Genomic DNA, 24,609 nt, shown 5'->3' with positions numbered 1-24,609 from the left:
AGGATGACAAGAGGGGATTCGATGGCCGAGACGGCGAAAACTTTGGGCAGTTCAGCCTATGAACGCATCAAGGCGATGATCCTCGATGGCACCCTGGCTCCGGGGGCTGCGCTGCGCGAGAACCACTTTGCCGATCAACTGGGCGTCTCGCGCACGCCGGTGCGTGAGGCGATCAGCCAGTTGATCAGCGAAGGACTGGCGACGCGCACCCCGGGCGGCGCCCCTGCGGTGAATCGCGTGTCGCTGCAAGACATCATGGAAATCCTGCATGTGCGCAGCCTGCTTGAATGTGAAGCCGCCCGCAAAGCTGCTGCTTCTGGAAAGAATTACAATGACTTGATGGAGATGCGCGCCAAGGTGCAGGGCTTTTTGGCGGGTCCGCGCCCCGGCCCGGCTGAGCATTATGCGCTGGATCGGCGGCTGCATCTGACCATCGCCGAAATGGCGGGTTCGCGCCTGTTGGGGGAATTGATCGAGGGTCTGAAGATCAAGACCCGCATGTATGACCAAGGCTTCATCCCCGAGCGATTCGAGCCCGGATGCCATGAACACATCGCCATCATCGACGCGATCGTCGCTGGCGACGCGGACCAAGCAGCCGAGGCGATGCGGTTCCATTTACAGAAAGTGCGGGAATCGATCATCTCGCACATTTATCATCCGTTCTGACAAAAATGGCCTCAGGCGCGTCCAACCCTGAAGAGGTTTGTTGACTCAGTGTTCGCTCTGTATACAGTCGGGATACGTTACACGAGCACCAGGTGGACAAATGACGACGCCAACACCGCAGCGCCCCTCTGATGGGATCGTGCTTGCGATCACCTTTCAGTATTACCGCAACCTCCCGGCCGCGATGGCTTTCTACGAGGACGTGCTGGGGCTGACGCTCGCGATCGATCAGGGGTGGTCCAAGATTTACCGCATCGACGGGCAGGCGCATCTGGGCCTCGTGGATGAGGTCCGTGGCATGCAGAACTGGGCCGAGGCAAAGACCTGCCAGATCTGCCTGCGGGTGCCCGACGTGGATGCTTGGCACGCTTGGGCGGCGCATTGCGGGGTAGAGGGGCTGACCGCCCCGCGCGACAGCGCCGAATTGGGCATCCGCGCCTTCGTGATGAATGATCCAGAAGGCTATCAGATCGAAGTGCAGACGGCCAAGCCGGGCCACTGAAGCCTCTCCTCCGCATATCACAAACAAGCACGAGAGACGGCACACCGTCTCCATCCCCTTCTCGCGGCGCGAGACCAACAATGGAGTGTTTATGAAGATCCTGTCACAAAAAGCTTGGCGAACCTGCACGCTTGGGGCGGCGATTGTCGTTGGGGCGGCGGGTGCGTCTTATGCACAGACGAAAAGCCTGACCATCGGGCTGACCGCAGATCCCAGCCACCTTTACCCGCTGGCGGGGGAGGAGCTGTCGTCAAACATCATGTATTATCATCTGTATGATCCGCTGGTGTCGCGCAGCGCCGATCTGGAATTCGGGCCGGGCCTTGCCGAAAGCTGGGAACAGGTGGATGATACCACGTGGCGCTTCAAGCTGCGCGAAGGCGTGACCTTCCACAACGGCAACGCTTTTACCGCAGCGGATGTGGTCTTCACGGTGGAAAAGGCGCGGGCGTCGATCCGTCCGGATCTGGTCGCCAGCATCGCTTCGGCTACGGCGATTGATGATCTGACGGTCGAGATCAAGACCCCGCAGCCCTATGCCGTGCTGCCCAACGATCTGGCCGAACTCCTGATCCTGGATGAGGAATACACCACCGCGACCGGCGATCAGGACATGGATCTGAAGCCGATGGGCACTGGCCCATACAAGTTGCAGGAATGGATCAAGGAAGAGCGTCTGGTTCTGGCGGCCCATGCCGATTACTGGGGCGGCGCGCCCAAGATCGAAACCGTGACCTTCCGCCCGATCACCAACCCTGCCACCCGCACCGCTGCCTTGCTGACCGGTGAGGTGGATGTGGTGCAGGATCTGGCCGTGCGCGATGTGGAGCGGGTGAAGAACGAAGCCGGGTTCGAAGTGGTGACCCGCCCAAGCCTCTTGAACGTGGTGCTGGGGATGGATGCGCGCGAAACCTCGCCCACCATCGAAGGCCCGAACCCCATGCGCGATCAGCGGGTGCGCGAAGCGATCATCCGGGCGATCGATGTGGATGCCCTCAACAAGATCGTCATGAACGGGCTGGCAACGCCAAGCGCGCAATATGTGCCCGAGTCGCATCTGGGCTTTGTCGAAGGCATGGACTTCCGGCAGATGTATCCGCTGGACATCGAGAAATCCAAGGCGCTGCTGGCAGAGGCTGGGTTCCCGGATGGCTTCACGATGACGCTGGATGCCACCAACAACCGCTACGTGAACGATGCGCAGATCGCGCAGGCGCTTGCGTCGATGCTGGCACAGGTCAACATCACGCTGAACCTGAACATCATGCCGAAGTCGAACTTCTGGGGCTATATCCGGGTCCCGTCCGACAACTCGAGCTTTATCATGAGCGGGTGGGACGTCCCGTCGGGCGATGCCGGATCGATGTATCAGGCCCTGTTCTACAGCCGCGACAAGAAAGAGGGTTATGGGCAGGTCAACCGGGGGGGCTATTCCAACCCCGCCTTGGATGATCTGGTGGACCGCGCCGATGCAACGGCGGATGTGGCCGAGCGCGATGCGATCCTGCAAGAAGCGACCAAGCTGCTGATGGCCGAGATCCCGATGATCCCGCTGCATTACGAGCAGGACATTTACGGCGTGCGCGACGGCGTGACCCTGAGCCCGCGTGCCGACAAGTTCCTGCAGGCTTACGAGATGGACGTCGAATAACCCCGACGCGTCATTGCCCCGGCCGCGTGCGTGCGCGAAGCCGGGGCATTTTCTGACCTTCAGCACAAGAAAAGTCAGCAATCTGATATGTTTGGATACCTTATCAAACGCCTGATCCAGATGCTTCTGGTGCTCTGGGTCGTGTCTTTGGTCGTCTTTTTGATGATGAGCTTTACCGGGGACCCGGTGTTCATGATCGTGCCGATCGATGCCACCGAGGATCAGATCGCGCAGGCCCGGCGCATTCTCGGCCTCGATCAGTCTTTGCCGGTGCAATACTGGATCTTCATCACCAGCCTGTTGCAGGGCGATTTCGGGCAATCCTATGTGTTCCGCCAACCCGCGCTCAGTCTGATTGTCGAGCGGATGCCGGCGACGGTTGAAATGGTGCTGGTCGCGATGCTGATTGCAGTCGTCGTGGCCATTCCGCTGGGGGTCTATGCCGGGGCAAACCCCAAGGGGCGGCTCAGCCGCATCATCATGGCCGGATCGCTGATGGGGGTGTCCTTGCCGGGGTTCTGGGTTGGCATGGTGCTGATCTATTTCTTTGCCGTCTACCTGGGCTGGTTCCCGTCTTCGGGGCGCGGGGAAACCGGCGAGGTGCTGGGCGTGCGGACCAGTCTGGTCACCGCAAATGGCTGGCACCACATCATCCTGCCTGCGGTCACCCTCTCCTTGGCAACAATGGCCATCCTCTTGCGCATGACCCGCGCCGGGATGATGGAAGTGGCGCGGCAGGACTACATGAAATTTGCGCGCGCTAAGGGCGCGACCCGGCAGGATGTGCTGTATAAGCATGGCCTTAAGAACGCGCTGATCCCGGTGGTGACGATCTTTGGTCTGCAATTGGGCGATCTGATCGCTTTTGCCACCATCACCGAGACGATCTTTTCTTGGCCGGGGATGGGCAAGCTGCTGATCGACTCGATCTATCGCGCCGACCGCCCGGTGATCGTGGTCTATCTGATGCTGGTGGCGCTGATCTTCGTCGTCATCAATTTTCTGGTCGATCTGGTCTACACGCTGATCGATCCCCGCATCACCTTGAAATGAGGGGCGTATGAGCAGCTTCGTCCAATCAGAGTTCTTTCACAATTACACGCGCAGCACCTCGGCCATCTTGGGCAGCGCGCTGATGGTGGGCTTCGTGCTGGCGGTGACGGCAGGACCGTTTCTTGTAAGCCAGAATCCCTATGACATTGCCGGGCTGAACCTGATGGACAGCTACAAGCCGCCGTTCTGGATGGACGGCGGGGATGCGCGGTTTCTGTTGGGCACAGACGGGCAGGGACGCGATGTCTGGGCCTCGATCCTTTATGGCGCGCGGATTTCGCTGTTCATCGGGCTGGTCGCGATGGTGGCCTCCTGTGTGATTGGCACCTTTCTTGGGCTTGTGGCGGGGTTTTATGGCGGGATCATCGACTCCGTCATCATGCGGATCGCGGATATCCAGCTGTCGTTCCCATCCATCCTGATCGCGCTGTTCCTGATGTCGGCGGTGGGGACCGGGGTCGACAAGGTTCTGATCGCGCTGACGGCGGTGGGGTGGGTGGTCTATGCCCGCACGGTGCGCGGCACCACGCTGTCGGAGATCAAGAAGGAATATGTGCAGGCGGCCAAGGTCGCGGGCCTGCCAAACGCCAAGATCATCCGCAAGCATGTGCTGCCCAATGTGATGACGCCCCTGATCGTGATCGCCACCATTCAGGTCGGCACTTTTGTGCTGATCGAGGCATCGCTGAGCTTTCTGGGGGTGGGGGTGCCGATCACCCAGCCTTCGCTGGGGCTTCTGATCAAGAACGGCTTTGACGTGCTGTTCAGCGGGCTGTGGTGGACCTCCGTCTTTCCCGGCCTTGCCATCATGGCCTTGGTGTTCGGCATCAACCTGTTTGGCGATTTCCTGCGCGACGAACTGAACCCGAGGCTGAAATGACGGCACAGACGCAAAACGCCCTTCTGGCCGTGCGGGATCTGCGCACGCATTTCCACACCTTTGCCGGAACCGTAAAGGCGGTGAACGGAGTCAGCTTCGAGATTGGCACTGGCGAGATCATGGGGCTGGTGGGCGAAAGCGGCGGCGGCAAGTCGGTGGTGGGGTTTTCCATCCTTGGCCTGATCGACAGCCCCGGCAAGATCGAGGGCGGGCAGATCCTGCTCGACGGTGAGGATCTGGTCACCGCCGGAGAGCCGCGCCTGCGCCAGATCCGGGGCCGCGACATCTCGATGGTGTTTCAGGACCCGATGACGTCGCTGAACCCGCTGCACACGGTGGGCCAGCAGATGGACGAGGTGCTGCGCCTGCATACCGATCTGGATGCCGCGGCGCGGCGCGAGGCCTGTGTGGCCATGCTGGAAAGCGTGGGGATCAGCCGGGCGGCGGATCGGCTGGGGGCCTACCCGCACCAGTTTTCCGGCGGGATGCGCCAGCGGGTGGTGATCGCCATCGCGCTTTTGGCGCAACCGCGCCTGATCATCGCGGACGAGCCGACCACGGCGCTGGATGTGACGATCCAGAGCCAGATCCTCAAGCTGATGCGCCAGCAGATCGCGGCGCGCGGGGCGTCGATGATCCTGATCACCCATGATCTGGCGGTGGTGTCGGAAATGGCCGATCACATCACGGTGCTGTATTGTGGCAAGGTGGTCGAGCGGGGGCCGACGCGGGCGCTGATCGCGGCCCCTGCGCATCCTTATACACGCGGGCTGATTGACAGCATTCCCGATCCGTCGAACCGCCACCCGCGCTTGCGCCAGATCCCCGGCATGGTCCCCGACATTCGCAACCTGCCACCGGGCTGTGCCTTTCGCGCGCGCTGCCCAAGGGCGCAGGCGCTTTGCGCGGTGGAAGAACCGCCTTTGCGCGCGCTTAATGCCGCGCGCTCGGCCGCCTGCCATTACCCCCTGCAACCCGGAGAACCCGCGTGAGCGCCGCAGTGCCGATCCTCGAGGTCCGCGACCTCAAGATGCATTTCTCAGTGGGGGGCAGCGTGCTCGACCGCATCGCGTTTGGCAAAGGCGGCATCCGGTTGGAAACGCCTGTTGTCCACGCGGTGAATGGCGTGAGCTTTGCGATCAACCGGGGCGAGATCATGGCCTTGGTGGGCGAAAGCGGCTGCGGCAAATCCACGGTCGCCAAGACCATCGCGCGCATTCACAAGCCCACAGAAGGCGAAATCCGCGTGGATGGCGAGGATATCGCCCAATACGGTTTCGCCAAGATGCTGCCGGTGCGGTCCCGGATGCAGATGATCTTTCAAGATCCTTACGCTTCGTTGAACCCGCGCCAGAAAGTGCGCGACATCGTGGCCGAGCCCTTGCTGCAACAAACGCGCACCGCTGCCGAGCGAAAGGGCGTGCCCGCGCGGATCGAGCAATTGCTGGCCAAGGTGGGGCTGAGTGTCGAACATGGCGGGCGTTATCCGCACCAGTTTTCTGGCGGGCAGCGGCAACGGATCGGGATCGCGCGGGCACTGTCGGTGATGCCGGATCTGATCATCGCGGATGAGCCTGTGTCAGCGCTGGATGTGTCGATTCAGGCGCAGATCCTGAACCTGATGATGGATTTGCGCGACGAATTCGGGCTGGCCTACCTGTTCATCAGCCACGATCTGTCGGTGGTGCATCACATCGCCGATACGGTGGGGGTGATGTACTTGGGTTTCCTCGTGGAAACCGCGCCGCGTGATGCCTTGTTCTCGCGCCCGCGCCACCCTTACACGCGGGCGCTCTTGTCAGCGGCCCCCAGCATCAAGGAGCGGCGCGCGGAAGACGAAATCAGCCTTGGCGGTGAGGTGCCTTCGGCGCTGTCCTTGCCCTCGGGCTGTTGTTTCCGCACGCGCTGTCCGCTGGCATGGGAGCGCTGCGCGCGGGAAAGGCCACGATTGGCCGATGTGGGCGGCGGGCAAAAGGTTGCCTGCCATCTGGTGGACGAACCTGAAAGGGATACGGCATGACAACGATCGCGCAAGCCAGAGTGGCGCTGCAAGACCCGCATGACTGCACCGATGCCAGCGATACGCTGACAATCTACCACGCGGTCTATGACACGCTGGTGCGGCGCGTGGCGCAGGATTATGTGCCCCATCTGGCACACCAGTGGGAGGTGGCCTCGGATGCCAAGGTCTGGACCTTTCATCTGCGCCCCGGTGTGAGGTTTCACGACGGCACGCCCTGCGATGCGGCTGCCGTGGCAGCATCGCTTGCCCGGATGGCGCGCGAGGACAAAGGCTATACGCTGGGCGCGCCCGCTGTCTGGCGGCAGTATCTGGGCGATGCAGAGTTGGAGGTGCAGGATGCGACCACTTTGGTGGTGCGTTTGCGCGCGCCGATGGCCGATCTGCTCGATGTGCTGGAGCAAGGTTTCATCGTGGCGCCCTCGGCCTTTGCCGCCTTGGATGCGGGGGATCACGGCAGCCAGATCGGCTCTGGCCCTTACCGGATCACCACGATCCACCCCGGGGAGATCACGGCCATCCGGGTGGAGGATCATTTCGCGGGAACGCCTGCCAATGCCAGCGTGACATGGCGCGCGGTGCCAGAGCCGGCCGAGCGGCTGGCGCTGCTAAAGCGTGGCGCGGTGCAGGTGGCCAATGGGCTGGACTTCGTCGCCTCGCAGAGCTTGGGGGACATGCGGCATGTGTTCCTGTCTCCGGTCGCCATCATTTACCTTCTGAACGCGGCAAAAGGGCCCTTGGCGGATGCGCGGGTGCGCAAGGCGCTTGCGTTGACGGTGGACCGCGCCGCGCTGATCGATACTGTGGTGGCAGGGGCGGCGCGTCCGCTTGAAGGCTTTGTCAGCCCGGTGCATTATGGCGCGGGGCAGGGTGGTGCAACTGGGCCGGATCACGCCGCCGCCCGCGCCTTGCTGGCCGAGGCGGGTTTTGCCCAAGGGCTGACGCTCGAAGTGGATTGCCCGACCCGACTGCCGGATGAGGCTGAACGGCTGACGGCAGCACTTGGCGCACAACTGGCGCAGGTGGGGATCCGCCTGAACGTCCACATTCACCCCGAACGCGAAGATTATGCGCATATGGTCCGCCGCAAAGAGATCCGCGATCTTTGCGTCTTTGACTCAAGCCCGATGAGCACCTACCGCGTGCTCTATGAGAAAATCGACTCCCGCGTCGCCGGGGCGTGGTGGCAAGGCTACGCCAACCCTCGCATCGAGGCGCTGATCGACGAAGGCCGCGTCACCACCGACCGCGCAAGTCGGGCGGCGATCTGGGGCAAGGCCTATGCGATGATGCAAGAGGATCCGGCGTGGTTGACGCTCTACAACCCGCTGCGGGTGATCGGACTTGCCGGGCGGCATCCCGATTTCCAGATGCCGGTGGACGGCGTGATCGACGTGGCGCGCCTGCCCGCACTTGACGAGGGCTGACCATGCAGGCGGATACACTGATCACCGGTGGCGTTGTCGTCACCATGGACCCGGCCCGGCGCGTGATCGCCGAAGGCGCCGTCGCGGTGCGCGACGGGCAGATCATTGCGGTTGACACGGCCAAGGCCCTGCGTGGCATCGAGGCGGCTGAAACCGTGGATGCCAGCGGGCAAATCGTCATTCCCGGCCTGATCGACGTGCATGCGCATGCGGGCCACGGGCTGGTCAAGTCCATCGGGATGCATGGCGGTGACCGTTGGGAAGAAATCTGCGGCGAGGTTTACACCCAAGCCTCGCCCCCCGCTTTCTGGTATGCCGAGGCACGTCTTGCCGCGCTGGAACGCTTGCGTTTTGGCGTGACCACCGGGGTGTCGTTGCTGGGGGGCGGCGACACGATCATGCGGACGGATGACCCGGCCTATGCCGAGGCGCATTGCCGTGCGGTGGTCGAGGTGGGCACCCGCAGCATGGTGGCGGTGGGGCCGACCCGCGCCCCGCATCCGCGCCGCTATGCGGATTGGGCGGGAGAGACGCAAAACACCTACGACGTGGGCTTTGACCGTCAGTTCCAGACCTGCCGCAAGATCGTGGAAGACTGGCACAACACCCATGACGGGCGCATCCAGATTGCGCTGCTGTATCCGGTGCTGCGCGATGAACATGAACGCGACATGGCCCCCGGCGATTACGCCGCCGCTTGTGACCAGTCGCAGATCATCCGCGACTATGCGCGGGCGCGCGGGCTGATCTTCACGCAAGATGGCCATTGGCGCGGGTCGGTGCGGCGGGCCAAACACCTTGGCCTGCTTGGGCCGGACAGCTTGCTGTCGCATTGCATCGACCTGCACGAGGATGAAATCGCCCTGATCGCAGAGACTGGCACCAAGGTGGCGCACAACCCTTCGGCCATCGCCTCGGTGATGGGACGCTGCCCGGCGATCGAGCTGATGGCCGCCGGGGCCTGCGTGGCGCTTGGGTCGGATGCCACCGCGCCAGACCGGTCGGGCGATATGTTCCGCCACATGCAGCAGGCCATGCACTACCACCGCACCTTCTTTCGCGATCCTTCCGTTCTGCCGATCGGCAAGGTCTTGGAGATGTGCACCATCGGCGCCGCCGAGGCCTTGGGGATGGCCGACCGGATCGGGTCCGTTGAAACGGGAAAGGCGGCGGATCTGGTGCTGGTGGACCTGCGAAAGCCGCATCTTGCGCCGCCCAACATGCCGGTGCACCGTCTGGTCTGTTTTGCCAATGGCAATGACGTGTCATCGGTGATGGTGGCGGGCCGCATGGTCTTGCGCGATGGCCGCGCCACCGGCGTGGACGCGGCCGAGGTGCTGGCCGATGCGGCCGCGCAAGCCGCGCTGATGATTGACCGGATCGGCGCTGCCGCCGATCTTGAATTGCCCGCCGATTTCTGGGGGCAGGAGGGGCGCAGGCCATGACGATTTATGTGATCAATCCCAACAGCAGCCAGCATGTGACCGATGGCATCACCCGCGCGGTTGATCCGATGCGGGCGATGACGCCGGTGGCCATCGAAGCGCGCACGCTTGCCGAAGGTCCCCCCGGCATCGAGACGCAGGCGCATGTCGACGGGGTGGTGACGCCGTTGCTGGCCCATTGTGCGCGCTTGGAAGACAGCGCCAGTGCCTTTGTCGTGGCCTGCTATTCCGACCCCGGCCTTGCCGCGCTGCGCGAGCAATCGGCGCGGCCCGTTCTGGGCATCGCAGAGGCTTCGATCCTTACGGCGATGACTTTGGGCCAGCGGTTCGGCATCGTCTCGATCCTGTCGCGCAGCATTCCTCGGCACATGCGCTATGTGGGCGCGATGGGGGTGATGGACCGCTTGGCGGCGGATATGCCGCTTGAACTCGGCGTGCTTGACCTTCAAGACAAGACCCGCACTTTCGAGCGGTTGAAAACCGTGGGGGCCCAATTGCGGGATACGGCGATGGCGGATGTCATCATTCTGGGATGCGCGGGCATGACAGCCTATCGCAGCGAACTGGAGGACCATCTGGGCCTGCCGGTGGTTGAACCCTGCCAAGCCGCCGTGGCCATGGCGATCGGGCGCGTTGCATTGCAAAAGACATTCAAGGACAGACCATGACCCAGCTTACCACAGACGCACGCGGCGTTTACGTCATCGCGGTGACCCCGTTTCATCCCGATGGCCGGATCGACATGGAAAGCTGCGACACGATGGTGGATTTCTATCTGAACGCAGGGGCGACCGGCCTGACCGTGCTGGGCATGATGGGCGAGGCCCCGAAGTTGACGGTCGAGGAGTCGCGCGACGTTGTGGCGCGCATCCTCGCTCGGGTGGATGGCCGCGTGCCGGTTGTTGTGGGCGTCTCTGCTCCCGGTTTCGCACAGATCTCGACCCTGACGCGGATGGTGATGGATATGGGGGCCGCTGCGGTGATGATCGCGCCGCCTTCCGCCCTGCGCACGGATGACCAGATCGTCACCTATTACCGGCAGGTGGCGGAACTGATCGGCGATGTGCCCTTTGTGTTGCAGGATTTCCCGCTGGTCACTTCGGTGCAGATGTCGGTCAGCGTGATCGCGCGCATCGTGAACGAACTCCCCACCTGTGTCTGCCTCAAGCATGAAGATTGGCCGGGGCTTGAAAAGATCTCGGCCCTGCGGCGCGACGGCGTGCTGAACCGCCGCATTTCCATTCTCTGCGGCAATGGCGGGGTTTTCCTGCCGGAAGAGATGGTGCGCGGGGCCGATGGCGCAATGACCGGCTTTGCCTACCCTGAAATGATGACGGGCGTGGTGCGGCTTTTCGACGAAGGCCGCATCGACGCCGCGCGCGATCTGTTTGATGCCTATCTGCCGCTGGCGCGCTTTGAACAGCAGCCGGGGCTGGGGCTGGCGATCCGCAAGTATGTCTTGGCCAAGCGCGGGGTGATCGCCCATGACGCCTTGCGCAAGCCGGGGGCAGCGCTTTCGGCGCAGACACGGCAAGAGGTGGATGTGCTGATGACGCGGTTGGACAAACGGTTGAAGGAACTGAACTGATGGATTTGGGTCTGACAGGAAAACGCGCCCTTGTGCTGGGGGCCAGCCGTGGTCTTGGCAAGGCGATTGCCATGTCGCTGGCGGCCGAAGGCGCAAGTGTGATCGCCGCGGCACGCAGCCTTGACAAGATAACGGCTTGGGCCGCGGGCAATCCCTTGGTGCACCCCGTGCAGCTTGACCTTGCCGATATTGCCAGCGTCGATGCCTTGGCGGACAGGCTTTTGGCACAAGGTGGCGTGGATATCGTGGTGAACAACAGCGGTGGCCCGCCGCCCGGCACCGCCATGGGCGCAGAGCGCGCCGCATGGATCCTGCATTTCGAGGCGATGGCCGCCAACCTGTTTCACCTCACCGCACGGCTGCTGCCGCCGATGCAAAGCCGCCAATGGGGGCGGGTGATTTCCATCACCTCCTCTGGGGTCGAACAACCGATCCCGAACCTTGCGCTGTCAAACGGCGTGCGCTCGGCCGTGGTCGGGTGGTCAAAAACCCTTGCAAATGAGGTCGCGGCGGATGGCATCACGGTGAACGTGGTGCTGCCGGGGCGCATCCATACCGAGCGGGTGGATGAACTCGATGCCGCCGCCGCCAAACGCACGCAGACAGAAGTGGCTCAAGTCGCCGAGAAATCCCGTGCGACGATCCCGGCAGGGCGCTACGGCAAGCCCGAAGAGTTCGCCGATGTGGTGACCTTCCTTGCCTCGGAGCGGGCCGGATATGTGACAGGCTCACGCATCCGCATTGATGGCGGCGCGATCAAAGCGATCTGATCGCAAAAGAACGGCCGCGCCCCAGACCGCATGCGGGAAGGGGCGCGCCAGTCGGATCAGCGGTGATTGAGCCGCCGGGCCAGCCAATCGCCCGCGCCTTGCATGCCCCAGACCAAGATGATCAGCACCACGACGACCGCAATCATCACGCCGGTTTCAAAGCGCTGATAGCCGTAGCGGATCGCCAGATCTCCCAATCCGCCCGCTCCGACCGCGCCCGCCATGGCCGAGGCGCCCACAAGCGTGACCAGCGTGACGGTGAAGCCCGAGATCACACCCGGAAGCGACTCTGGCACCAGCACCTCGCGCACGATGGTCCAGCGGCTGGCCCCCATGGCGCGCGCGGCGTCGATCAGGCCGCGATCCACCTCACGCAAGGACACTTCGGCGATCCGGGCGAAATAGGGTGTGGCGGCGATGGTCAGCGGCACGATGGCGGCCGAGATGCCGATGGCGGTGCCCACGATCAGGCGGGTCAGGGGGATGACCGCGACCAGCAGGATGATGAACGGCACCGAGCGCAGCGCGTTGACGATCCCGCCGAGAATGCGGTTCAGCGCGACATTTTCATAGATCCCACCCTTTTCGGTGGTGAACAGGATCAGGGCCAGCGGCAAGCCCAGCACAAAAGACAGCGCACCGGAAACCCCAGTCATGACAATGGTTTCCCAAAGGCCCGTCAGCAGCAGATCAAACATCATGGGGGACATGGCCCAGAACCTCCACAGCGGTGGCAAGAGGATGCAGGTCAGCGGTGACCTGCGCGACAGTGGCGTGATCGGCCGTGCCCAAGGCGATGAAAAAGCGCGCGTAGGGTTCTCCCTGCACATCGCCCACGCCGCCATGCAGCAGCCGGGCATCCGTCCCGGTCAGGCGCGAGATGCGCTGCAAGATCGGCAAACGCGCGGCGGTCCCTGTCAGGTCGACACGCAACAGCGCCTGCTCTCCTGTCGGGGCCAGCCGTGCGAGCAGATCCGCAGGCAGGCTCGGAGACAGGCCGCTGACAAGGCTTTTTGTGGTGTCGCCGCGCGGCGAGGCCAGAACACGCGCCACCGGGCCTTCTTCGATGATGCGCCCCGCATCCAGCACCAGAACCCGGCCCGCAATACGCCGCACGACTTCCATTTCATGGGTGATCATCAGGATGGTCAGCCCCAAGTCCCGATTGACCCGCGCCAGCAGATCAAGGATCGAATGCGTGGTTTCAGGGTCCAGCGCCGATGTCGCCTCGTCTGACAGCAACAGCACAGGATCGGGGGCCAAGGCGCGGGCGATGCCGACGCGTTGCTTTTGCCCGCCCGAAAGCTGCGCGGGGTATTGGTCGGCCTTGTCGGCGAGTCCGACCAGATCCAGCAATTCCAGCACCCGCTTGCGCCGCGCGGCAGGCGCTTGCCCCGCGATCTTGAGCGGCAGGGCCACATTCTCGGCCACGGTACGCTGGGCGAGCAGGTTGAAGTGCTGGAAGATCATGCCGATCCGGCGACGGATCGGCTGCAACGCGGCCTCGTCCAGATCGGTGATGTCCTGCCCTGCAATGACCACGCGTCCAGCTTGCGGACGATCCAAACCGTTGAGCACACGGATCAGGGTGGATTTGCCCGCGCCGGAGCGGCCAATCAGCCCGATGATCTCGCCGCGCGCGATGGTGGCGGTGATGTCTTGCAGGGCCGGGCGGTCGCCAAAGCGGCGGGACACGCCCTGCAAGGCCACGATGGGGCCTGTCTGTGCCATGTCTGCGCCGTTGAAAGCTGTGTCAGCCATTCTCTAGTCCTTGAAATGCGAGAAACGGGGCGAAGGTCGCCCCGTTTCCGATCATGAGACGCCCGTATCCTCAATAGGCGGCGATGCCCGTGCCTTTGTAAACCTTGTCGAACTCTGCCCGCACGGCTTCATTCTGATAGGCGGCAACCAGATCCTTCACCCAAGGCTCATCCTTGCGGTCGGTCTTTACGGCAATGAAGTTGTTGTAGGGGTTGCCCTCCACAGCCTCTTGCGCGATGCGGTCGGTTTCTGGCACCAGCCCCGATTTCAACGCCCAATCGGTGTTGACCACGGCGGCATCCAGGTCGGCGATGGCCCGGCCCACAACCCCGGCGTCCAGTTCCTTGATGTCAAGGTTCTTGGGGTTTTCAACGATATCGGCGGCGGTGGCCAGAATGCCCGCATCCTCACGCAGGGTGATCAGCCCTTGGGCTTGAAGCAGGTTCAAGGCGCGGCCCGCATTGGACGGATCGTTGGGCACGCCCACCACCGCCCCGTCGGGCAGTTCGGCAACCGTGTCGACCTTGGTGGAGTAAAGGCCAATCGGCCAGACCGCTGTCAGGCCCACGGGCGTGATCGTGTAGCCGTTGCCTGCGATCTGGGCGTCAAGATAGGGACCGTGCTGGAAAGCATTGGCGTCAATCTCGCCGCGCTGCAGGGCTTCGTTCGGCTGGGTGTAATCGTTGAACACCACCAGTTCCAGTTCAAGGCCAGCCGCCTTGGCCTGCTCGGCAGCGACGGCCCAGACCGCTTCATCCTCGCCACCAATGATGCCAACCTTGATCTTGGTCGTATCGGCCTGCACGGCCGGGCCGAAAGCGAGCGCGAGCGCAAAGCTGGAGGCCGCCAAAAGGGCGCGGCGCGTGAAACGATGATCTGCAGACATAAAATTCTCCATCTTTCGGCACAGCCTCGCAAAGTGCTGCGCGGGATAGCGAATATCTATCGTTCGAGTCGCATATTTGCAATCCAAGGGGTTAGGGCGTCCGTTCTGTTCCCGGCATCGGAAAGAGAAGGACCGCCCTTCAAAAGGGCTGCGCGCAGGATTTGGTCCCCTGTGCCTGAACAGGTCTTTCTTGCTTATACCGAATCGAACGAAGCCCGGTGGCCGGAAAAGCGGTGGGCACCACCGCTGAATCTTATTCGCAATTCGGTTCGTAAGTTTGCATCAGATTTGCAACTATAGCCTTGATGCGTGCAATATAAGTCAGCATTATCAAACGCAGGAAAGTGGATAGTTGTTATCAACTTTCTAACAATTCGGTTGAGAAATATCTTTGCTTTGTATCATCGCTGACGATCTGACCGGTGCGCTTGACGCGGCGGCGCCTTTCGCGGGGCGCGGACTTTCCGTTGTTGTGGCGCTGGCGCATGGCGCTTTGGCCCGTGCAGTGGCATTGGCTCCTGATGTGGTGGCATTCAGCACGCAGTCACGTGATGTGTCCGAAGCGGTCGCGGTGGCGCGGCTTGCAGAGGTGGCGAAGCAGCTTCCGGTTGGTGCGCGGATCTTCAAGAAAGTCGACTCGCGGTTGAAAGGGCATATTGCGGCTGAATTGACCGCCTTAACCCCGGGTGCACTTTTTGTTGCCCCGGCCATCCCTGATTTCGGTCGTGTCGTGCGAAGCGGTGCTGTGACCGGGTTTGGCGTTGAGGCCCCGATCCCGGTGGCGAAGGTTTTGGGCGACCTTGCGACTCGCGCTACGGTGCCCGACACCGAGACGTCGCGCGACATGGCAATGGCGCTTAAAGCGGCGCCTGCAGGCGCGCTTTTGGTGGGTGCCCGCGGCCTCGCCGAGGCCTTGGCCGTGCAAATGACAGGCCGCGCGCAGGCAGTGGCCCCGCGCCCTATCGCATCGCGCGCGCTGATGGTGGTAGGATCGCGGGATCCGATCACGGTGGCGCAGGTCGAGGCGCTGCGCAAGGAGGGGGTCGACTGGCGGCCCGCGCCCAACGGTCAGCTGGCGGTGGCCCAAGCTTCGTCGTCCCAGGGTTTGACGCTGGTTCAGGCGGTGCAGGGAGAGGCCGTAGCTTCCGGGGATGAGGTGGCGCTAAGGCTTGGCGCTTCGGTGCACCCCGCGCTGACGGATGGGATAGATACGATTTTTCTGACCGGCGGTGCCACGGCCGAGGCGGTACTGGCGCAGATGGAGCTAGAACTGCTGCATCTGGACGGTGAAGTGCTGCCGGGCGTGCCAATGGGGCGGGGAGAAAGAGTGACGGTGATCTTGAAATCAGGCGGATTTGGCGGAGGCGACACCTTGATCCGCCTCGCCGCTCTTTTAAGAAGGGGCGCATGATGGGGCAGGGCGAGGGCGCGGGCCGTCGGTCTTTGGCAGATGTGGTGTTCGACCGGCTGCAGCGCGCCATAAAGTCGGGGGCCTATCGGCCCGATGAACGGCTTCCCACCGAACATGACCTGGCGGCCGAGTTCGAGGTGTCGCGTCCCATCGTGCGCGAGGCGCTGAAGCGGCTGCGTGATCAGGGCTTGATCTATTCCCGGCGCGGTGCGGGCAGTTTTGTGCGGGTCATCGGCCTGAAGCAGCCCTTGGGCTTTGGCCAGTTGGAGAATGTGTCTGACCTGCTGTATTGCTATGAATTCCGGGTGACCATAGAGCCGGAGGCTGCGGCCTTGGCCGCCGAGCGGCAGGATACGGCCAGCCTCGCGTCAATCAGCGCCGCGCTGGAAATGATGCGCGACGCGACAAACCGTCAGTCTCACCGCGAGGATGCCGATTTTCAGTTCCATCTCGCTATCGCGCGGGCTTCGGAAAACACTTATTTCTCTACGGCAATGGAAGCGTTGAAAGACCATATTGCAGTGGGCATGCGGTTTCACGGCGCCTCGGTAAAGCGAGAGGCGAGCGGTCTGACACGCGTGTTCGGTGAGCACTCGGCCATCTTCGAAGCCATCCGCGATCGGGATGTGTCTGCTGCGCGCGCGCTCATGCGCGACCATCTGATCGGCTCGCGCGGGCGCCTGTTTGAAAAGCGGCGTTCTGAAACTGAGCAGTAGGTGCCGGAGGGGCAAGGCTGCCCATCCGTTCTGTCAGAAGGCGGCGCGGTAGATCGCCTCGACCTCGTCCTCCGTCATGTCGCGTGGATTGTTGTCCATCAGTCGGCGGATGGCGTGGGCATCACGTGCAAAGCGGGGCAACTGCGCTTTCGAAGCGCCATTTTGTGACAGCCTCATTTCGACCCCAAGTTCGGCACAAAAGGCGTGCGCTGCCTTATACAGGCCTTCTTCTTCCGCTCGCGGGGCAAGGCCAAGGGCGTCGATCACCTCGGCGGTTTTCGAGGGCACCGCGCTTTCGTTGAACGCAAGTACATGGGGAAAAATGATCGCATTGGCTAATCCGTGTGGCAGGTGTAGCAGCGTGCCCAGCGGATAGGCAAGCGCATGCCCCGCAGCGGTGTTGACCGGGCCAAGGCAGATGCCGCCATAAAAGCTGGCTAGCATCATGCCTTCGCGGGCCTCGGTGTCTTGCCCATCGCGCACTGCGCGCGCCAGATAAGTCCCGACCAGCGCGATGCCCATGCGGGCGAAGCCGTCGATAACCGGGTGGGCATTCTTGTTGGTGAAGGCCTCCACGCAATGCGCCAATGCGTCGATACCGGTGGCCGCCGTCACTGCTGGCGGCACCGAATAGGTGAGCGTTGGGTCCAGTACCGCCAGATCGGCGATCAGATACGGGCTTTCCACCGCAACTTTCGTTCCCTTGTCCCTATCTGTAATCAGTGCACGGATGCCCGCTTCCGATCCGGTGCCTGCGGTGGTTGCCACTTGAACAAGCCGCGTGCTGCGGCCTGCCACCCGATTGGGGCCTGCCACGTCGCCAAGCGTTTGCGCGCCGTTCCACATTGCAGCCACCAGTTTGGCCACATCCATGACCGAGCCGCCGCCAAGGCCGATCACTAGATCCGGCTTGGCCGCACGGGCGGCCTGCAGGGCAGCTTCAAAGGTAACGATGTCGGGCTCGCCAAGGATGTCGGAAAAGACTGTCACTTTGCCACGCAGACACAGCCTTTCTGCAAAAGCAGCCGTCTGCGGTGTGGCCAGTATGAAGATGCTGGCGGCATCACGGGCCCAGCCGCCCACCCGCGCCGTGGAGTTGGCTCCGATGTCAAGGCGGCGGGGTTGATGCAGGCTGATGGCGTGCGACAGGGTCATGCTGTCACCGCTTCCAGCTGATCCATGGTGGCCCAAACTTGTTTGGCTTCGGCCACGGAAAGCGGTGAAAACGGTGGGTGGACGTTCAGCCAGCCCGTATCCCCCCTGCGCTTAGCCAGCATTGTCTTAACGGTGGGAAGCTGGGTGTAGCTGTTGGTCAGGTTGCGCCACGCAACAATCACATCCTGCGCCGCCTTAACCTTTTCCGTCTGCGCCAAATCGTTCCAATGGTCATAGACGATGCGCAATTCGCGCGCGACAAGGTTCGAGCTGGCGGTGATGCAGCCCGCGCCGCCGCCCTGCAGCACCGGCAACAGCAGTGGATCGGCACCGGCCAGCACGCTAAATCCGGGGAAGCGAGCCGAGATCGCGTGCATGTTCTCTATCTTGCCGTCGCTATCTTTGATGCCCACCACGGTTTCGGGGAAGGTTTTGATCAGCTTCTCGATCAAACTGTGACTGATGGGCACTCCGGTCAGCATTGGGATATGATACAGCACCACCTTCAAACGGGGGTCGTTCACCCGTTCGATAATCGTGGCGTAAAATCGGAAGAGGCTCTCATCGCTGAAGGCGGTGTAGTAAAAGGGGGGCAGCAGGACAACGCCCTTGACGCCCGCCTGCACCGCATGGCGTGTCATCTCGACCGCCTCAGTGACCGCGCAAGACGAGGTGCCCGGAAGCAGCTGCTGGGGCAGGGTGCCCCCCTCCAGCGCGGCCTCCAGAAGGTCCATCCGTTCGCGCGCGGAGAAGCTGTTGGCCTCTCCGGTGGATCCAAGCATCGCGATGCCATGGCAACCTTCGTCGATTAGCGCCTTGGTGTGTGCGCCGAAAAGGGCAAGATCAGGTGTGCCGTCTGATCGTAGCGGTGTGGCGGCGGCGCAGTAGACGCCTTCAATCGCAAAGCTCATTTTTTTCCCCCCGAAACCAGTTTGCGGGCATAGGCGATGGCCGAAAGCATGTTGCCATGACTGGCAATGCCTTTGCCTGCGATGTCGAATGCCGTGCCGTGATCCACCGAAGTCCGATCGATCGGTAACTCAACAGACACGTTCACCGCGTCATCGAATGCCACCAGCTTGATCGGGATATGCCCCTGATCGTGGTACTGGGCGACGACCAGATCGAAGGCGCCGTTGTAGGCGCGGTGGAAGACCGTGTCGGCCGAGATTGGGCCTTGCACGTCGATGTCTTCCGCCTGCGCCAGCTTGACCGCTGGCGCGATCTGATCGTCATCTTCGGTGCCGAACAGGCCGTTCTCGCCACAATGCGGATTGATCCCGGCCACAGCAATCCGGGGCTTAACATAACCGATGCGCTGCAAATGTGTGTGGCCCGCGCGGATGGTGGCCAGAACCCGCTCCGTCGTGGAGCGACGGATCGCCTCCTGCAGCGCGACATGTGTAGAAACGTGGATGACCTTAAGCCGCTCAGAGGCAAGCAGCATGTAAGCCGCTTTCGATCCGGTTAGGCTGCGGAGCATCCCGGTGTGGCCGTCATAATGATGACCCGCGGCGTTAAGAGCCTCCTTATTGATTGGGGCGGTAACAATGCAGCCGATTGTCCCCGCCTGAGCATCTTGCACGGCCATCTTGATGAAGCTGAAGGCCGCATCGCCCGCCACCGCAGAAAGCTTGCCCCAAGGCAGCGGCGCCCCTTCGTACTCAATATTCACAACGGTGCTTTCGAGATTTAAATCGATGCCGACGGCGGCCTTTGCAGCCTCAAGCGTAGCGCGGTTGCCGTAAATGCGCGTGCGCGCCCTGTCTTCGGGTGGCATCTCAGCCAGCGCTTTGATGCAGATTTCGGGGCCAACGCCAGCTGGGTCGCCCATGGTAATGCCAATAATGTCACTCATGCGCGACTGTCCTTCAGCTCTGCGGTCCAGCCAGGGGCCAGACGGGTGTAGCGGATGGCCCGGCGGTGACAGGTATAGGCGATGTGCAGTGCGCCATCCGGTCCTTCCAGCAGCCAAGGGTAAGAAAGCTCTTTGTTGCGGCCATCGAGGCTGTCGTTCGACGTGCAGGTGCCGGGGCCATCCTCGATAACCAGTCTTAGGGGGAACGTCTGCCCGCCATCTTCTGAAACGCAGACAGAGACAGGCGCGCGCGGAACTCCCCAAACAGGCGTGCAGCCGCCGGTAGGGTCGGCATCGGGGCGGGGGTCGTCCTCACCCAGTTCATCATAAAGAGAGGCGCGCCGGTCTGGCGACATCGCCGCGTTCACAGGGTTGCAGACGATGGCCACACGACCGTCCGCAAGGCTGATGGCGGCGATGGAGGAGTTGTTATTGGGCACATCGGTTGGCGTTGGGGCTGACCAGCTTTGCCCGCCATCCGTGCTGACCGAGCGGTGTACAAAATCTGCCTGCCGTCGGCGGTAGAATGCAGCCCACTTGCCGGCCTTAAGGTGAACCGGAGACATATGCACCGAGCCGATCGACTCCGGCACATCTTCCAGCCGCCATGTGACGCCACCATCGGTCGACACGCCCAGATTTGCGGTGTCATGACTGCCGTTCCACTTTTGACCGGGGCGCATGACGCAGCGAAAAATTGGTAAGAGCCAAGCGCCATCGTCACGCAGCACCACGGGGGCGCGCACAAAGCAGCCCCGCGGCAGATCAAGGTAACGGCCTGCATCGGTGGACAGCTTTGCGCCGTCGCGCGTGACCCGCGCCATGCGGATGCGGCACTGATCCTGATTGCCGGAGGGTTGTGATGTGTGGAACAGCCAAAGTGCGCCATCGGGTGCAGCGAAAAGAACGGGATTCTGTTCGGAATGGTTCACGTCAGCTGAAAGCGCGTGGGCCGCACCCCAAGCTGAAGCGCTTGGCAAAAGGACGGACGCGTGAATCGAAATATCCGACTTGCCCTCAAGCGTTCCGCCAAACCAAGCGCAGATCAAGGCGCCATCAGGCTGCAAGGACAGAAACGCCGCATGGTTATGCACTTTGGGCGACGGCAGAAGCGCTGTGATGCGCCCTTTGTCATCTGTGTGCAGAATTCCTGTCATGCCGTCTTTGATTTGTGTGGGAGTCATGCCGCTCTCCTTGGCCGTGATGAGGGGAGAGGGCAGTAAATTTATTAAGTTGTCAAGTTGAAGATTTGTGTTATTCGAGGATTTGGAAATGTCATCAATATAAAACTGTTTAAAAACAGCAAATTAACTTCTATATATCCAGTTCATCAGATGGTATTGTTGAAAGTGTTGACAAATATATTCGCCCGGAGGATGGTCGTGGTGCCGGGCGTGTCGTCCGGATTCGGGGGGGTAGATGATCCGTGCGGGTGGCCAAAAGCAGTTGACGAGCCTCGCTGTAGGGCTCGCGGCTATGGGGGCCTGCTTAGCGGCGGTTGATGCTGCGATCGTGCGTGCGATCGATGGCGATGTGCATCCGTTTGTCATTGCGTTCTTTCGCGCCAGTTTCGGTGCTCTGGTGGTGCTGCCCCTCGTGATCCTGCGTCCGGCCGTTCTGCAAAGCGTGTTCACATTACGTCAACACATGCTGCGCGCCGGGTTGAAGCTTGCGGCCTTGGTTGCATTCTTTGCTGCTTTTGCGCAGGGGCCGCTGACAGATGTGACGGCCATCGCTTTCACGTCGCCGTTATTCGTGGTGGTCGGGGCGGCTCTGATGCTGGGTGAGCGGTTGGGCTTGCTGAAGCTGATCGCGCTGGGCTTGGGGTTCGTCGGTGCACTTGTGATCCTTGGTCCGCAGGGTGCCGGGCTGACATGGGGGATGGGGTTCGCACTTTCCGGTGCGGTCATGCAGGCGGTGATTCAGCTCATGCTGAAAAGCATGTCCTCGGGCGACAGTACGGCCACGCTTGTGGTTCTGAACTTGCTCTTGACGGTGCCGATGGCGGCGGTGCTGGCAGCGACGGTCTGGGTTCCGCCAACGCTGCCGCAGTTGGGCCTGCTCGCGCTGCAGGGCGTTCTAGGGGCGGCCTGCATGGTGATGATGACCCATGCGTTTCGTCTGGCCGATGCCTCTGTCGTGGCCCCAATCGATTTTTTGCGGCTACCGCTGATCGCGCTGCTGGGCTGGCTGGTGTTCTCCGAGACCGCCCGCCCCGCCACCTGGGTCGGGGGCGGTCTTATCAGTGTCGCCGCCATGATTGCCTCGCGCGGAGGGAGGACCCCTGCTCAGCGGGCGGATTGAGTGGAAGTACCTACGACAGCACTACTGAAAACGGGAGGATTGAGATGAAGAAAGTGATGCTTTGGGGGGCTTTGGCGGCTGCAACAGCCCTGACCCCGGCTTTTGCGCAGGATGTGAAGATTGTTCTGAACGAAGAGGCAGACGTTTTGGAACCCTGCATGGCGACGCGATCGAACGTGGGCCGGATCACCATGCAGAACATCAATGAAACGCTGACCTATCTGGACATCAAAGGCGGCACCGGATTGCAACCGAAGCTGGCTGAAAGCTGGGAGCAGAACCCCGATGGGTCGTGGCGGTTCAAGTTGCGCTCGGGTGTGACGTTTTCGGATGGCACCACCTTTGACGCCAAAGATGTTAAGCATTCATTCGACCGGGCCATGGATGCCTCGATCACGTGTGAGGTGCCACGCTATTTTGGCGGCATGACAATCAGCGCCGAGGTGCTGGACGACTTGACCATCGACTTTAAGGTAGATCCGGTACAGCCGATCCTACCCTTGCTGATGACACTGCTGACCATCGTACCCGAGGAAACTCCGGTCGAGTTCATCCGTGAGCCTGTCGGAACCGGACCATATGCGCTGACGGAATGGACGCCGGGCCAGCAAATCGTACTGACGGCCCGTGAGGGGTACTGGGGGGATGCGCCTGCGGTTCAGACCGCGACCTACCTGTTCCGCGGTGATCCGGCTGTGCGCGGCGCTATGGTTGCCACCGGTGAAGCGGATATCGCGCCATCCATCGCGGCCCTAGATGCAACCAATGCGGCCACCGATTTCTCTTATCTCGACTCGGAAACCGTTTACGCCCGTCTTGATCACTCTGTCCCACCGTTGGATGATCTGCGGGTGCGCAAAGCCCTGAACCTTGCCGTGGACCGTGAAGCCTTTGTCGGCACCCTTCTGCCAGAAGGTGCGTTGTTAGCGACGGCTGTTTATCCGCCGCCGACCCTGGGCTGGAACCCGGATGTGACGGTCTGGGAATACAACCCGGACGAGGCTAGAAAATTGCTGGAAGAGGCGCGCGCTGACGGCGTGGCTGTGGATACACCGATCACGCTCATCGGTCGCACCGCGAACTTCCCCAACGTGACCGAAATTCTGGAGGCTGTTCAGCAGCAGTTGCAGGAAGCAGGCTTTACGGTCGAGCTGCAGTTCTATGAAGTGGCTGAGTTTGAAGCGCTGTATTCCAAACCCTACCCAGATGGGCGCGGCCCAATGATGGTGGTGGCAATGCATGACAACTCCAAGGGCGATCCTTCCTTCTCGATGTTCTTTAAATACGCCAGCGAAGGCCGTCAGTCGGGCATCGCTGATTCGAAGGTTGATGATCTGATCGCACGCGCCTCGGCCGCGACAGATGATGAGCGGGTTGCGCTGTGGCAGGAGTTGCAGGCCTATCTACATGATGAGGTGGTGGCCGATCTTTTGCTCTTCCATATGGTCGGTTTCAGCCGTGTCTCGGAACGTCTGGACTGGCGCCCGACGATGGCTACCAACTCGATGCTGCCGCTGGCTGAAATCAACTTCAACTGACACATTTGCAGGGCGAGGGGGCTTTTCCCTTCGCCCTGTGCCTTTTCAAGGGGGAGCCATGCACCGTTTCATCAGACAGCGGGCGATTGCCAGCTTGATCTCACTCATGCTTCTGGTGGTGGCGGTGTTTTTCCTGTCGCGGCTGACCGGGGACCCTGCGGCGCTTTATCTGCCGGTCGAGGCATCAGAGGAGATGCGCCAGCAGTTCCGCGAGGTACATGGGTTGAACGACCCAGTTCTAGTGCAGTTCGGGCGCTATGTTTCTGACTTGGCGCAGCTGAATTTCGGAGACTCTATCCGCAAGGCGCGGCCCGCCTTCGAGATCGTGATCGAAGCTTTCTGGTGGACGCTGCAATTGGCTCTAATCACCATGGCGCTAGTGACTGCCGCCGCAATCGTGCTTGGGTCACTCGCGGCCTTTCGCGCAGGGGGCCTGTTCGACAGGCTGGCGACCGTCAGTTCACTGATTGGCGCCTCGGCTCCGGATTTCTGGGTTGCCATCGTGGCGATCGTTGTCTTCTCGGTCGGGCTGGGCTGGGTGCCCACGTCGGGGACGGGGACACTTGCGCATTGGATCTTGCCGATTGCCGTGTTGTTCATCCGGCCGTTTGGTCTGATCGTGCAGGTCGTGCGCGGCGCGATGATCACAGCACTGTCTTCGGCCTATGTGAAAACCGCGCGTGCCAAAGGTGTCAAGTCGCAGGCCATTATCTTTGTACACGCCCTGCGCAATGCAATGCTGCCGGTGATCACTGTAATCGGGGATCAGGCGGCAGCGCTACTAAATGGCGCAGTGGTGATCGAGACGATCTTTGGTTTCCCGGGGGTAGGGAAGCTGATGATCGACTCTATCCTGCAGCGCGATTTCAACGTGGTGCTTGCCGCAATCATGGTTACGGCCATGGCGATTTTTCTGATGAACCTGTTGATCGATCTGGCCTATTCGCTGCTCGATCCGCGCATCCGGCATTAAGG

General features: G+C 62.0%; 24 protein-coding genes. 17 read left to right on the top strand and 7 right to left on the bottom strand.

From position 1 onward, the window contains the following. Positions 1-3: 3 nt before the first annotated feature. From CUR21_RS12960 to CUR21_RS12905, 12 genes are all read left to right on the top strand, one after another. A complete protein-coding gene (locus tag CUR21_RS12960; RefSeq protein WP_369802526.1) occupies positions 4-669 on the top strand; it encodes a GntR family transcriptional regulator in 666 nt (221 codons plus the stop codon). Between the two features lie 100 nt (positions 670-769). Next, entirely contained in the window at positions 770-1,171 is a 402-nt protein-coding gene (locus tag CUR21_RS12955) for a VOC family protein (RefSeq protein WP_100197421.1), read from the top strand. A gap of 91 nt (positions 1,172-1,262) precedes the next feature. After that, positions 1,263-2,822, top strand: coding sequence for an ABC transporter substrate-binding protein (locus CUR21_RS12950; RefSeq protein WP_100197420.1), 1,560 nt, complete (start codon positions 1,263-1,265; stop codon positions 2,820-2,822). A gap of 87 nt (positions 2,823-2,909) precedes the next feature. Beyond that, a complete protein-coding gene (locus tag CUR21_RS12945) occupies positions 2,910-3,875 on the top strand; it encodes an ABC transporter permease (RefSeq protein ID WP_100197419.1) in 966 nt (321 codons plus the stop codon). A 7-nt stretch (positions 3,876-3,882) separates the two neighbouring features. Then, positions 3,883-4,755, top strand: a complete 873-nt coding sequence (locus tag CUR21_RS12940) for an ABC transporter permease (RefSeq protein ID WP_100197418.1) — start codon at positions 3,883-3,885, stop codon at positions 4,753-4,755. Then, a complete protein-coding gene (locus CUR21_RS12935; RefSeq protein ID WP_100197417.1) occupies positions 4,752-5,747 on the top strand; it encodes an ABC transporter ATP-binding protein in 996 nt (331 codons plus the stop codon). Before CUR21_RS12940 ends, CUR21_RS12935 begins: the two co-directional genes overlap by 4 nt. Further along, positions 5,744-6,775: an ABC transporter ATP-binding protein gene (locus CUR21_RS12930; protein WP_232622781.1), complete on the top strand. Its 1,032-nt coding sequence runs from the start codon at positions 5,744-5,746 to the stop codon at positions 6,773-6,775. The genes CUR21_RS12935 and CUR21_RS12930 overlap by 4 nt, the downstream gene beginning before the upstream one ends. After that, positions 6,772-8,202 (top strand): ABC transporter substrate-binding protein, encoded by a 1,431-nt coding sequence (locus CUR21_RS12925; protein ID WP_100197416.1) that lies wholly within the window; start codon positions 6,772-6,774, stop codon positions 8,200-8,202. Before CUR21_RS12930 ends, CUR21_RS12925 begins: the two co-directional genes overlap by 4 nt. A 2-nt stretch (positions 8,203-8,204) precedes the next feature. Beyond that, on the top strand, positions 8,205-9,647 hold the full coding sequence (locus CUR21_RS12920) for an amidohydrolase family protein (protein WP_100197415.1): 1,443 nt from the start codon (positions 8,205-8,207) through the stop codon (positions 9,645-9,647). Then, the gene (locus CUR21_RS12915; protein WP_100197414.1) at positions 9,644-10,315 is read left to right on the top strand and encodes an aspartate/glutamate racemase family protein; all 672 of its coding nucleotides are present in this window, start codon (positions 9,644-9,646) and stop codon (positions 10,313-10,315) included. Before CUR21_RS12920 ends, CUR21_RS12915 begins: the two co-directional genes overlap by 4 nt. Further along, on the top strand, positions 10,312-11,235 hold the full coding sequence (locus CUR21_RS12910) for a dihydrodipicolinate synthase family protein (RefSeq protein WP_100197413.1): 924 nt from the start codon (positions 10,312-10,314) through the stop codon (positions 11,233-11,235). The genes CUR21_RS12915 and CUR21_RS12910 overlap by 4 nt, the downstream gene beginning before the upstream one ends. Beyond that, positions 11,235-12,005, top strand: a complete 771-nt coding sequence (locus CUR21_RS12905; RefSeq protein WP_100197412.1) for an SDR family oxidoreductase — start codon at positions 11,235-11,237, stop codon at positions 12,003-12,005. The genes CUR21_RS12910 and CUR21_RS12905 overlap by 1 nt, the downstream gene beginning before the upstream one ends. A 56-nt stretch (positions 12,006-12,061) precedes the next feature. Here CUR21_RS12905 and CUR21_RS12900 read toward each other — a convergent pair whose 3' ends face one another. The 3 genes from CUR21_RS12900 to CUR21_RS12890 form a co-directional block, all read right to left on the bottom strand. Then, a complete protein-coding gene (locus CUR21_RS12900; RefSeq protein ID WP_100197411.1) occupies positions 12,062-12,715 on the bottom strand; it encodes a methionine ABC transporter permease in 654 nt (217 codons plus the stop codon). Next, positions 12,696-13,766, bottom strand: a complete 1,071-nt coding sequence (locus CUR21_RS12895; RefSeq protein WP_100197410.1) for a methionine ABC transporter ATP-binding protein — start codon at positions 13,764-13,766, stop codon at positions 12,696-12,698. Before CUR21_RS12895 ends, CUR21_RS12900 begins: the two co-directional genes overlap by 20 nt. 70 nt (positions 13,767-13,836) lie before the next feature. Next, the gene (locus CUR21_RS12890) at positions 13,837-14,652 is read right to left on the bottom strand and encodes a MetQ/NlpA family ABC transporter substrate-binding protein (RefSeq protein WP_198431690.1); all 816 of its coding nucleotides are present in this window, start codon (positions 14,650-14,652) and stop codon (positions 13,837-13,839) included. 391 nt (positions 14,653-15,043) lie between these two features. Here CUR21_RS12890 and CUR21_RS12885 point away from each other — a divergent pair, with 391 nt between their 5' ends. Both CUR21_RS12885 and CUR21_RS12880 read left to right on the top strand, forming a co-directional pair. Further along, positions 15,044-16,063, top strand: a complete 1,020-nt coding sequence (locus CUR21_RS12885; protein ID WP_100197408.1) for a four-carbon acid sugar kinase family protein — start codon at positions 15,044-15,046, stop codon at positions 16,061-16,063. Continuing rightward, entirely contained in the window at positions 16,060-16,779 is a 720-nt protein-coding gene (locus CUR21_RS12880) for a FadR/GntR family transcriptional regulator (protein ID WP_232622780.1), read from the top strand. Before CUR21_RS12885 ends, CUR21_RS12880 begins: the two co-directional genes overlap by 4 nt. A gap of 33 nt (positions 16,780-16,812) precedes the next feature. Here CUR21_RS12880 and CUR21_RS12875 read toward each other — a convergent pair whose 3' ends face one another. From CUR21_RS12875 to CUR21_RS12860, 4 genes are read right to left on the bottom strand one after another with little or no spacing between them, the layout of a single operon-like run. Continuing rightward, positions 16,813-17,934 carry an iron-containing alcohol dehydrogenase gene (locus tag CUR21_RS12875; protein WP_100197406.1) on the bottom strand — a complete coding sequence of 374 codons (1,122 nt, stop codon included), beginning with the start codon at positions 17,932-17,934 and terminating at the stop codon, positions 16,813-16,815. After that, positions 17,931-18,845, bottom strand: a complete 915-nt coding sequence (locus tag CUR21_RS12870) for a dihydrodipicolinate synthase family protein (protein WP_100197405.1) — start codon at positions 18,843-18,845, stop codon at positions 17,931-17,933. The genes CUR21_RS12875 and CUR21_RS12870 overlap by 4 nt, the downstream gene beginning before the upstream one ends. Next, a complete protein-coding gene (gene pdxA / locus CUR21_RS12865; RefSeq protein WP_100197404.1) occupies positions 18,842-19,792 on the bottom strand; it encodes a 4-hydroxythreonine-4-phosphate dehydrogenase PdxA in 951 nt (316 codons plus the stop codon). Before pdxA ends, CUR21_RS12870 begins: the two co-directional genes overlap by 4 nt. Further along, complete coding sequence (locus tag CUR21_RS12860) at positions 19,789-20,976, bottom strand: exo-alpha-sialidase (RefSeq protein WP_100197403.1); 1,188 nt, start codon at positions 20,974-20,976, stop codon at positions 19,789-19,791. Before CUR21_RS12860 ends, pdxA begins: the two co-directional genes overlap by 4 nt. A 235-nt stretch (positions 20,977-21,211) precedes the next feature. Between CUR21_RS12860 and CUR21_RS12855 the strand changes: the two genes are divergently transcribed. The 3 genes from CUR21_RS12855 to CUR21_RS12845 are packed head-to-tail and all read left to right on the top strand — an operon-like array spanning position 21,212 to position 24,607. Next, positions 21,212-22,096 carry a DMT family transporter gene (locus CUR21_RS12855; RefSeq protein ID WP_100197402.1) on the top strand — a complete coding sequence of 295 codons (885 nt, stop codon included), beginning with the start codon at positions 21,212-21,214 and terminating at the stop codon, positions 22,094-22,096. Positions 22,097-22,140: 44 nt separating this feature from the next. Further along, positions 22,141-23,634, top strand: a complete 1,494-nt coding sequence (locus CUR21_RS12850) for an ABC transporter substrate-binding protein (protein WP_100197401.1) — start codon at positions 22,141-22,143, stop codon at positions 23,632-23,634. Between the two features lie 58 nt (positions 23,635-23,692). Next, positions 23,693-24,607, top strand: coding sequence for an ABC transporter permease (locus CUR21_RS12845; RefSeq protein ID WP_100197400.1), 915 nt, complete (start codon positions 23,693-23,695; stop codon positions 24,605-24,607). The last annotated feature ends 2 nt before the right edge of the window (positions 24,608-24,609 follow it).

The sequence above is a fragment of the Pseudorhodobacter sp. MZDSW-24AT genome (assembly GCF_002794355.1).
In the GTDB taxonomy this organism is placed as follows: domain Bacteria; phylum Pseudomonadota; class Alphaproteobacteria; order Rhodobacterales; family Rhodobacteraceae; genus Pseudotabrizicola.
Note: the sequence above shows the minus strand (reverse complement) of the source record. Positions and strands in the feature narration are given on the sequence as shown.

Excerpts from the sequence above, each read along its gene's own strand:
- CUR21_RS12935 (WP_100197417.1), top strand. The coding sequence starts at position 4,752 with ATGACGGCACAGACGCAAAACGCCCTTCTGGCCGTGCGGGATCTGCGC.
- CUR21_RS12890 (WP_198431690.1), bottom strand. The coding sequence starts at position 14,652 with ATGTCTGCAGATCATCGTTTCACGCGCCGCGCCCTTTTGGCGGCCTCC.
- pdxA (WP_100197404.1), bottom strand. The coding sequence starts at position 19,792 with ATGAGTGACATTATTGGCATTACCATGGGCGACCCAGCTGGCGTTGGC.
- CUR21_RS12860 (WP_100197403.1), bottom strand. The coding sequence starts at position 20,976 with ATGACTCCCACACAAATCAAAGACGGCATGACAGGAATTCTGCACACA.
- CUR21_RS12875 (WP_100197406.1), bottom strand. The coding sequence starts at position 17,934 with ATGACCCTGTCGCACGCCATCAGCCTGCATCAACCCCGCCGCCTTGAC.
- CUR21_RS12895 (WP_100197410.1), bottom strand. The coding sequence starts at position 13,766 with ATGGCTGACACAGCTTTCAACGGCGCAGACATGGCACAGACAGGCCCC.
- CUR21_RS12960 (WP_369802526.1), top strand. The coding sequence starts at position 4 with ATGACAAGAGGGGATTCGATGGCCGAGACGGCGAAAACTTTGGGCAGT.
- CUR21_RS12950 (WP_100197420.1), top strand. The coding sequence starts at position 1,263 with ATGAAGATCCTGTCACAAAAAGCTTGGCGAACCTGCACGCTTGGGGCG.
- CUR21_RS12850 (WP_100197401.1), top strand. The coding sequence starts at position 22,141 with ATGAAGAAAGTGATGCTTTGGGGGGCTTTGGCGGCTGCAACAGCCCTG.
- CUR21_RS12915 (WP_100197414.1), top strand. The coding sequence starts at position 9,644 with ATGACGATTTATGTGATCAATCCCAACAGCAGCCAGCATGTGACCGAT.
- CUR21_RS12900 (WP_100197411.1), bottom strand. The coding sequence starts at position 12,715 with ATGTCCCCCATGATGTTTGATCTGCTGCTGACGGGCCTTTGGGAAACC.
- CUR21_RS12925 (WP_100197416.1), top strand. The coding sequence starts at position 6,772 with ATGACAACGATCGCGCAAGCCAGAGTGGCGCTGCAAGACCCGCATGAC.
- CUR21_RS12905 (WP_100197412.1), top strand. The coding sequence starts at position 11,235 with ATGGATTTGGGTCTGACAGGAAAACGCGCCCTTGTGCTGGGGGCCAGC.
- CUR21_RS12940 (WP_100197418.1), top strand. The coding sequence starts at position 3,883 with ATGAGCAGCTTCGTCCAATCAGAGTTCTTTCACAATTACACGCGCAGC.
- CUR21_RS12945 (WP_100197419.1), top strand. The coding sequence starts at position 2,910 with ATGTTTGGATACCTTATCAAACGCCTGATCCAGATGCTTCTGGTGCTC.
- CUR21_RS12955 (WP_100197421.1), top strand. The coding sequence starts at position 770 with ATGACGACGCCAACACCGCAGCGCCCCTCTGATGGGATCGTGCTTGCG.
- CUR21_RS12855 (WP_100197402.1), top strand. The coding sequence starts at position 21,212 with ATGATCCGTGCGGGTGGCCAAAAGCAGTTGACGAGCCTCGCTGTAGGG.
- CUR21_RS12910 (WP_100197413.1), top strand. The coding sequence starts at position 10,312 with ATGACCCAGCTTACCACAGACGCACGCGGCGTTTACGTCATCGCGGTG.
- CUR21_RS12880 (WP_232622780.1), top strand. The coding sequence starts at position 16,060 with ATGATGGGGCAGGGCGAGGGCGCGGGCCGTCGGTCTTTGGCAGATGTG.
- CUR21_RS12920 (WP_100197415.1), top strand. The coding sequence starts at position 8,205 with ATGCAGGCGGATACACTGATCACCGGTGGCGTTGTCGTCACCATGGAC.
- CUR21_RS12870 (WP_100197405.1), bottom strand. The coding sequence starts at position 18,845 with ATGAGCTTTGCGATTGAAGGCGTCTACTGCGCCGCCGCCACACCGCTA.
- CUR21_RS12845 (WP_100197400.1), top strand. The coding sequence starts at position 23,693 with ATGCACCGTTTCATCAGACAGCGGGCGATTGCCAGCTTGATCTCACTC.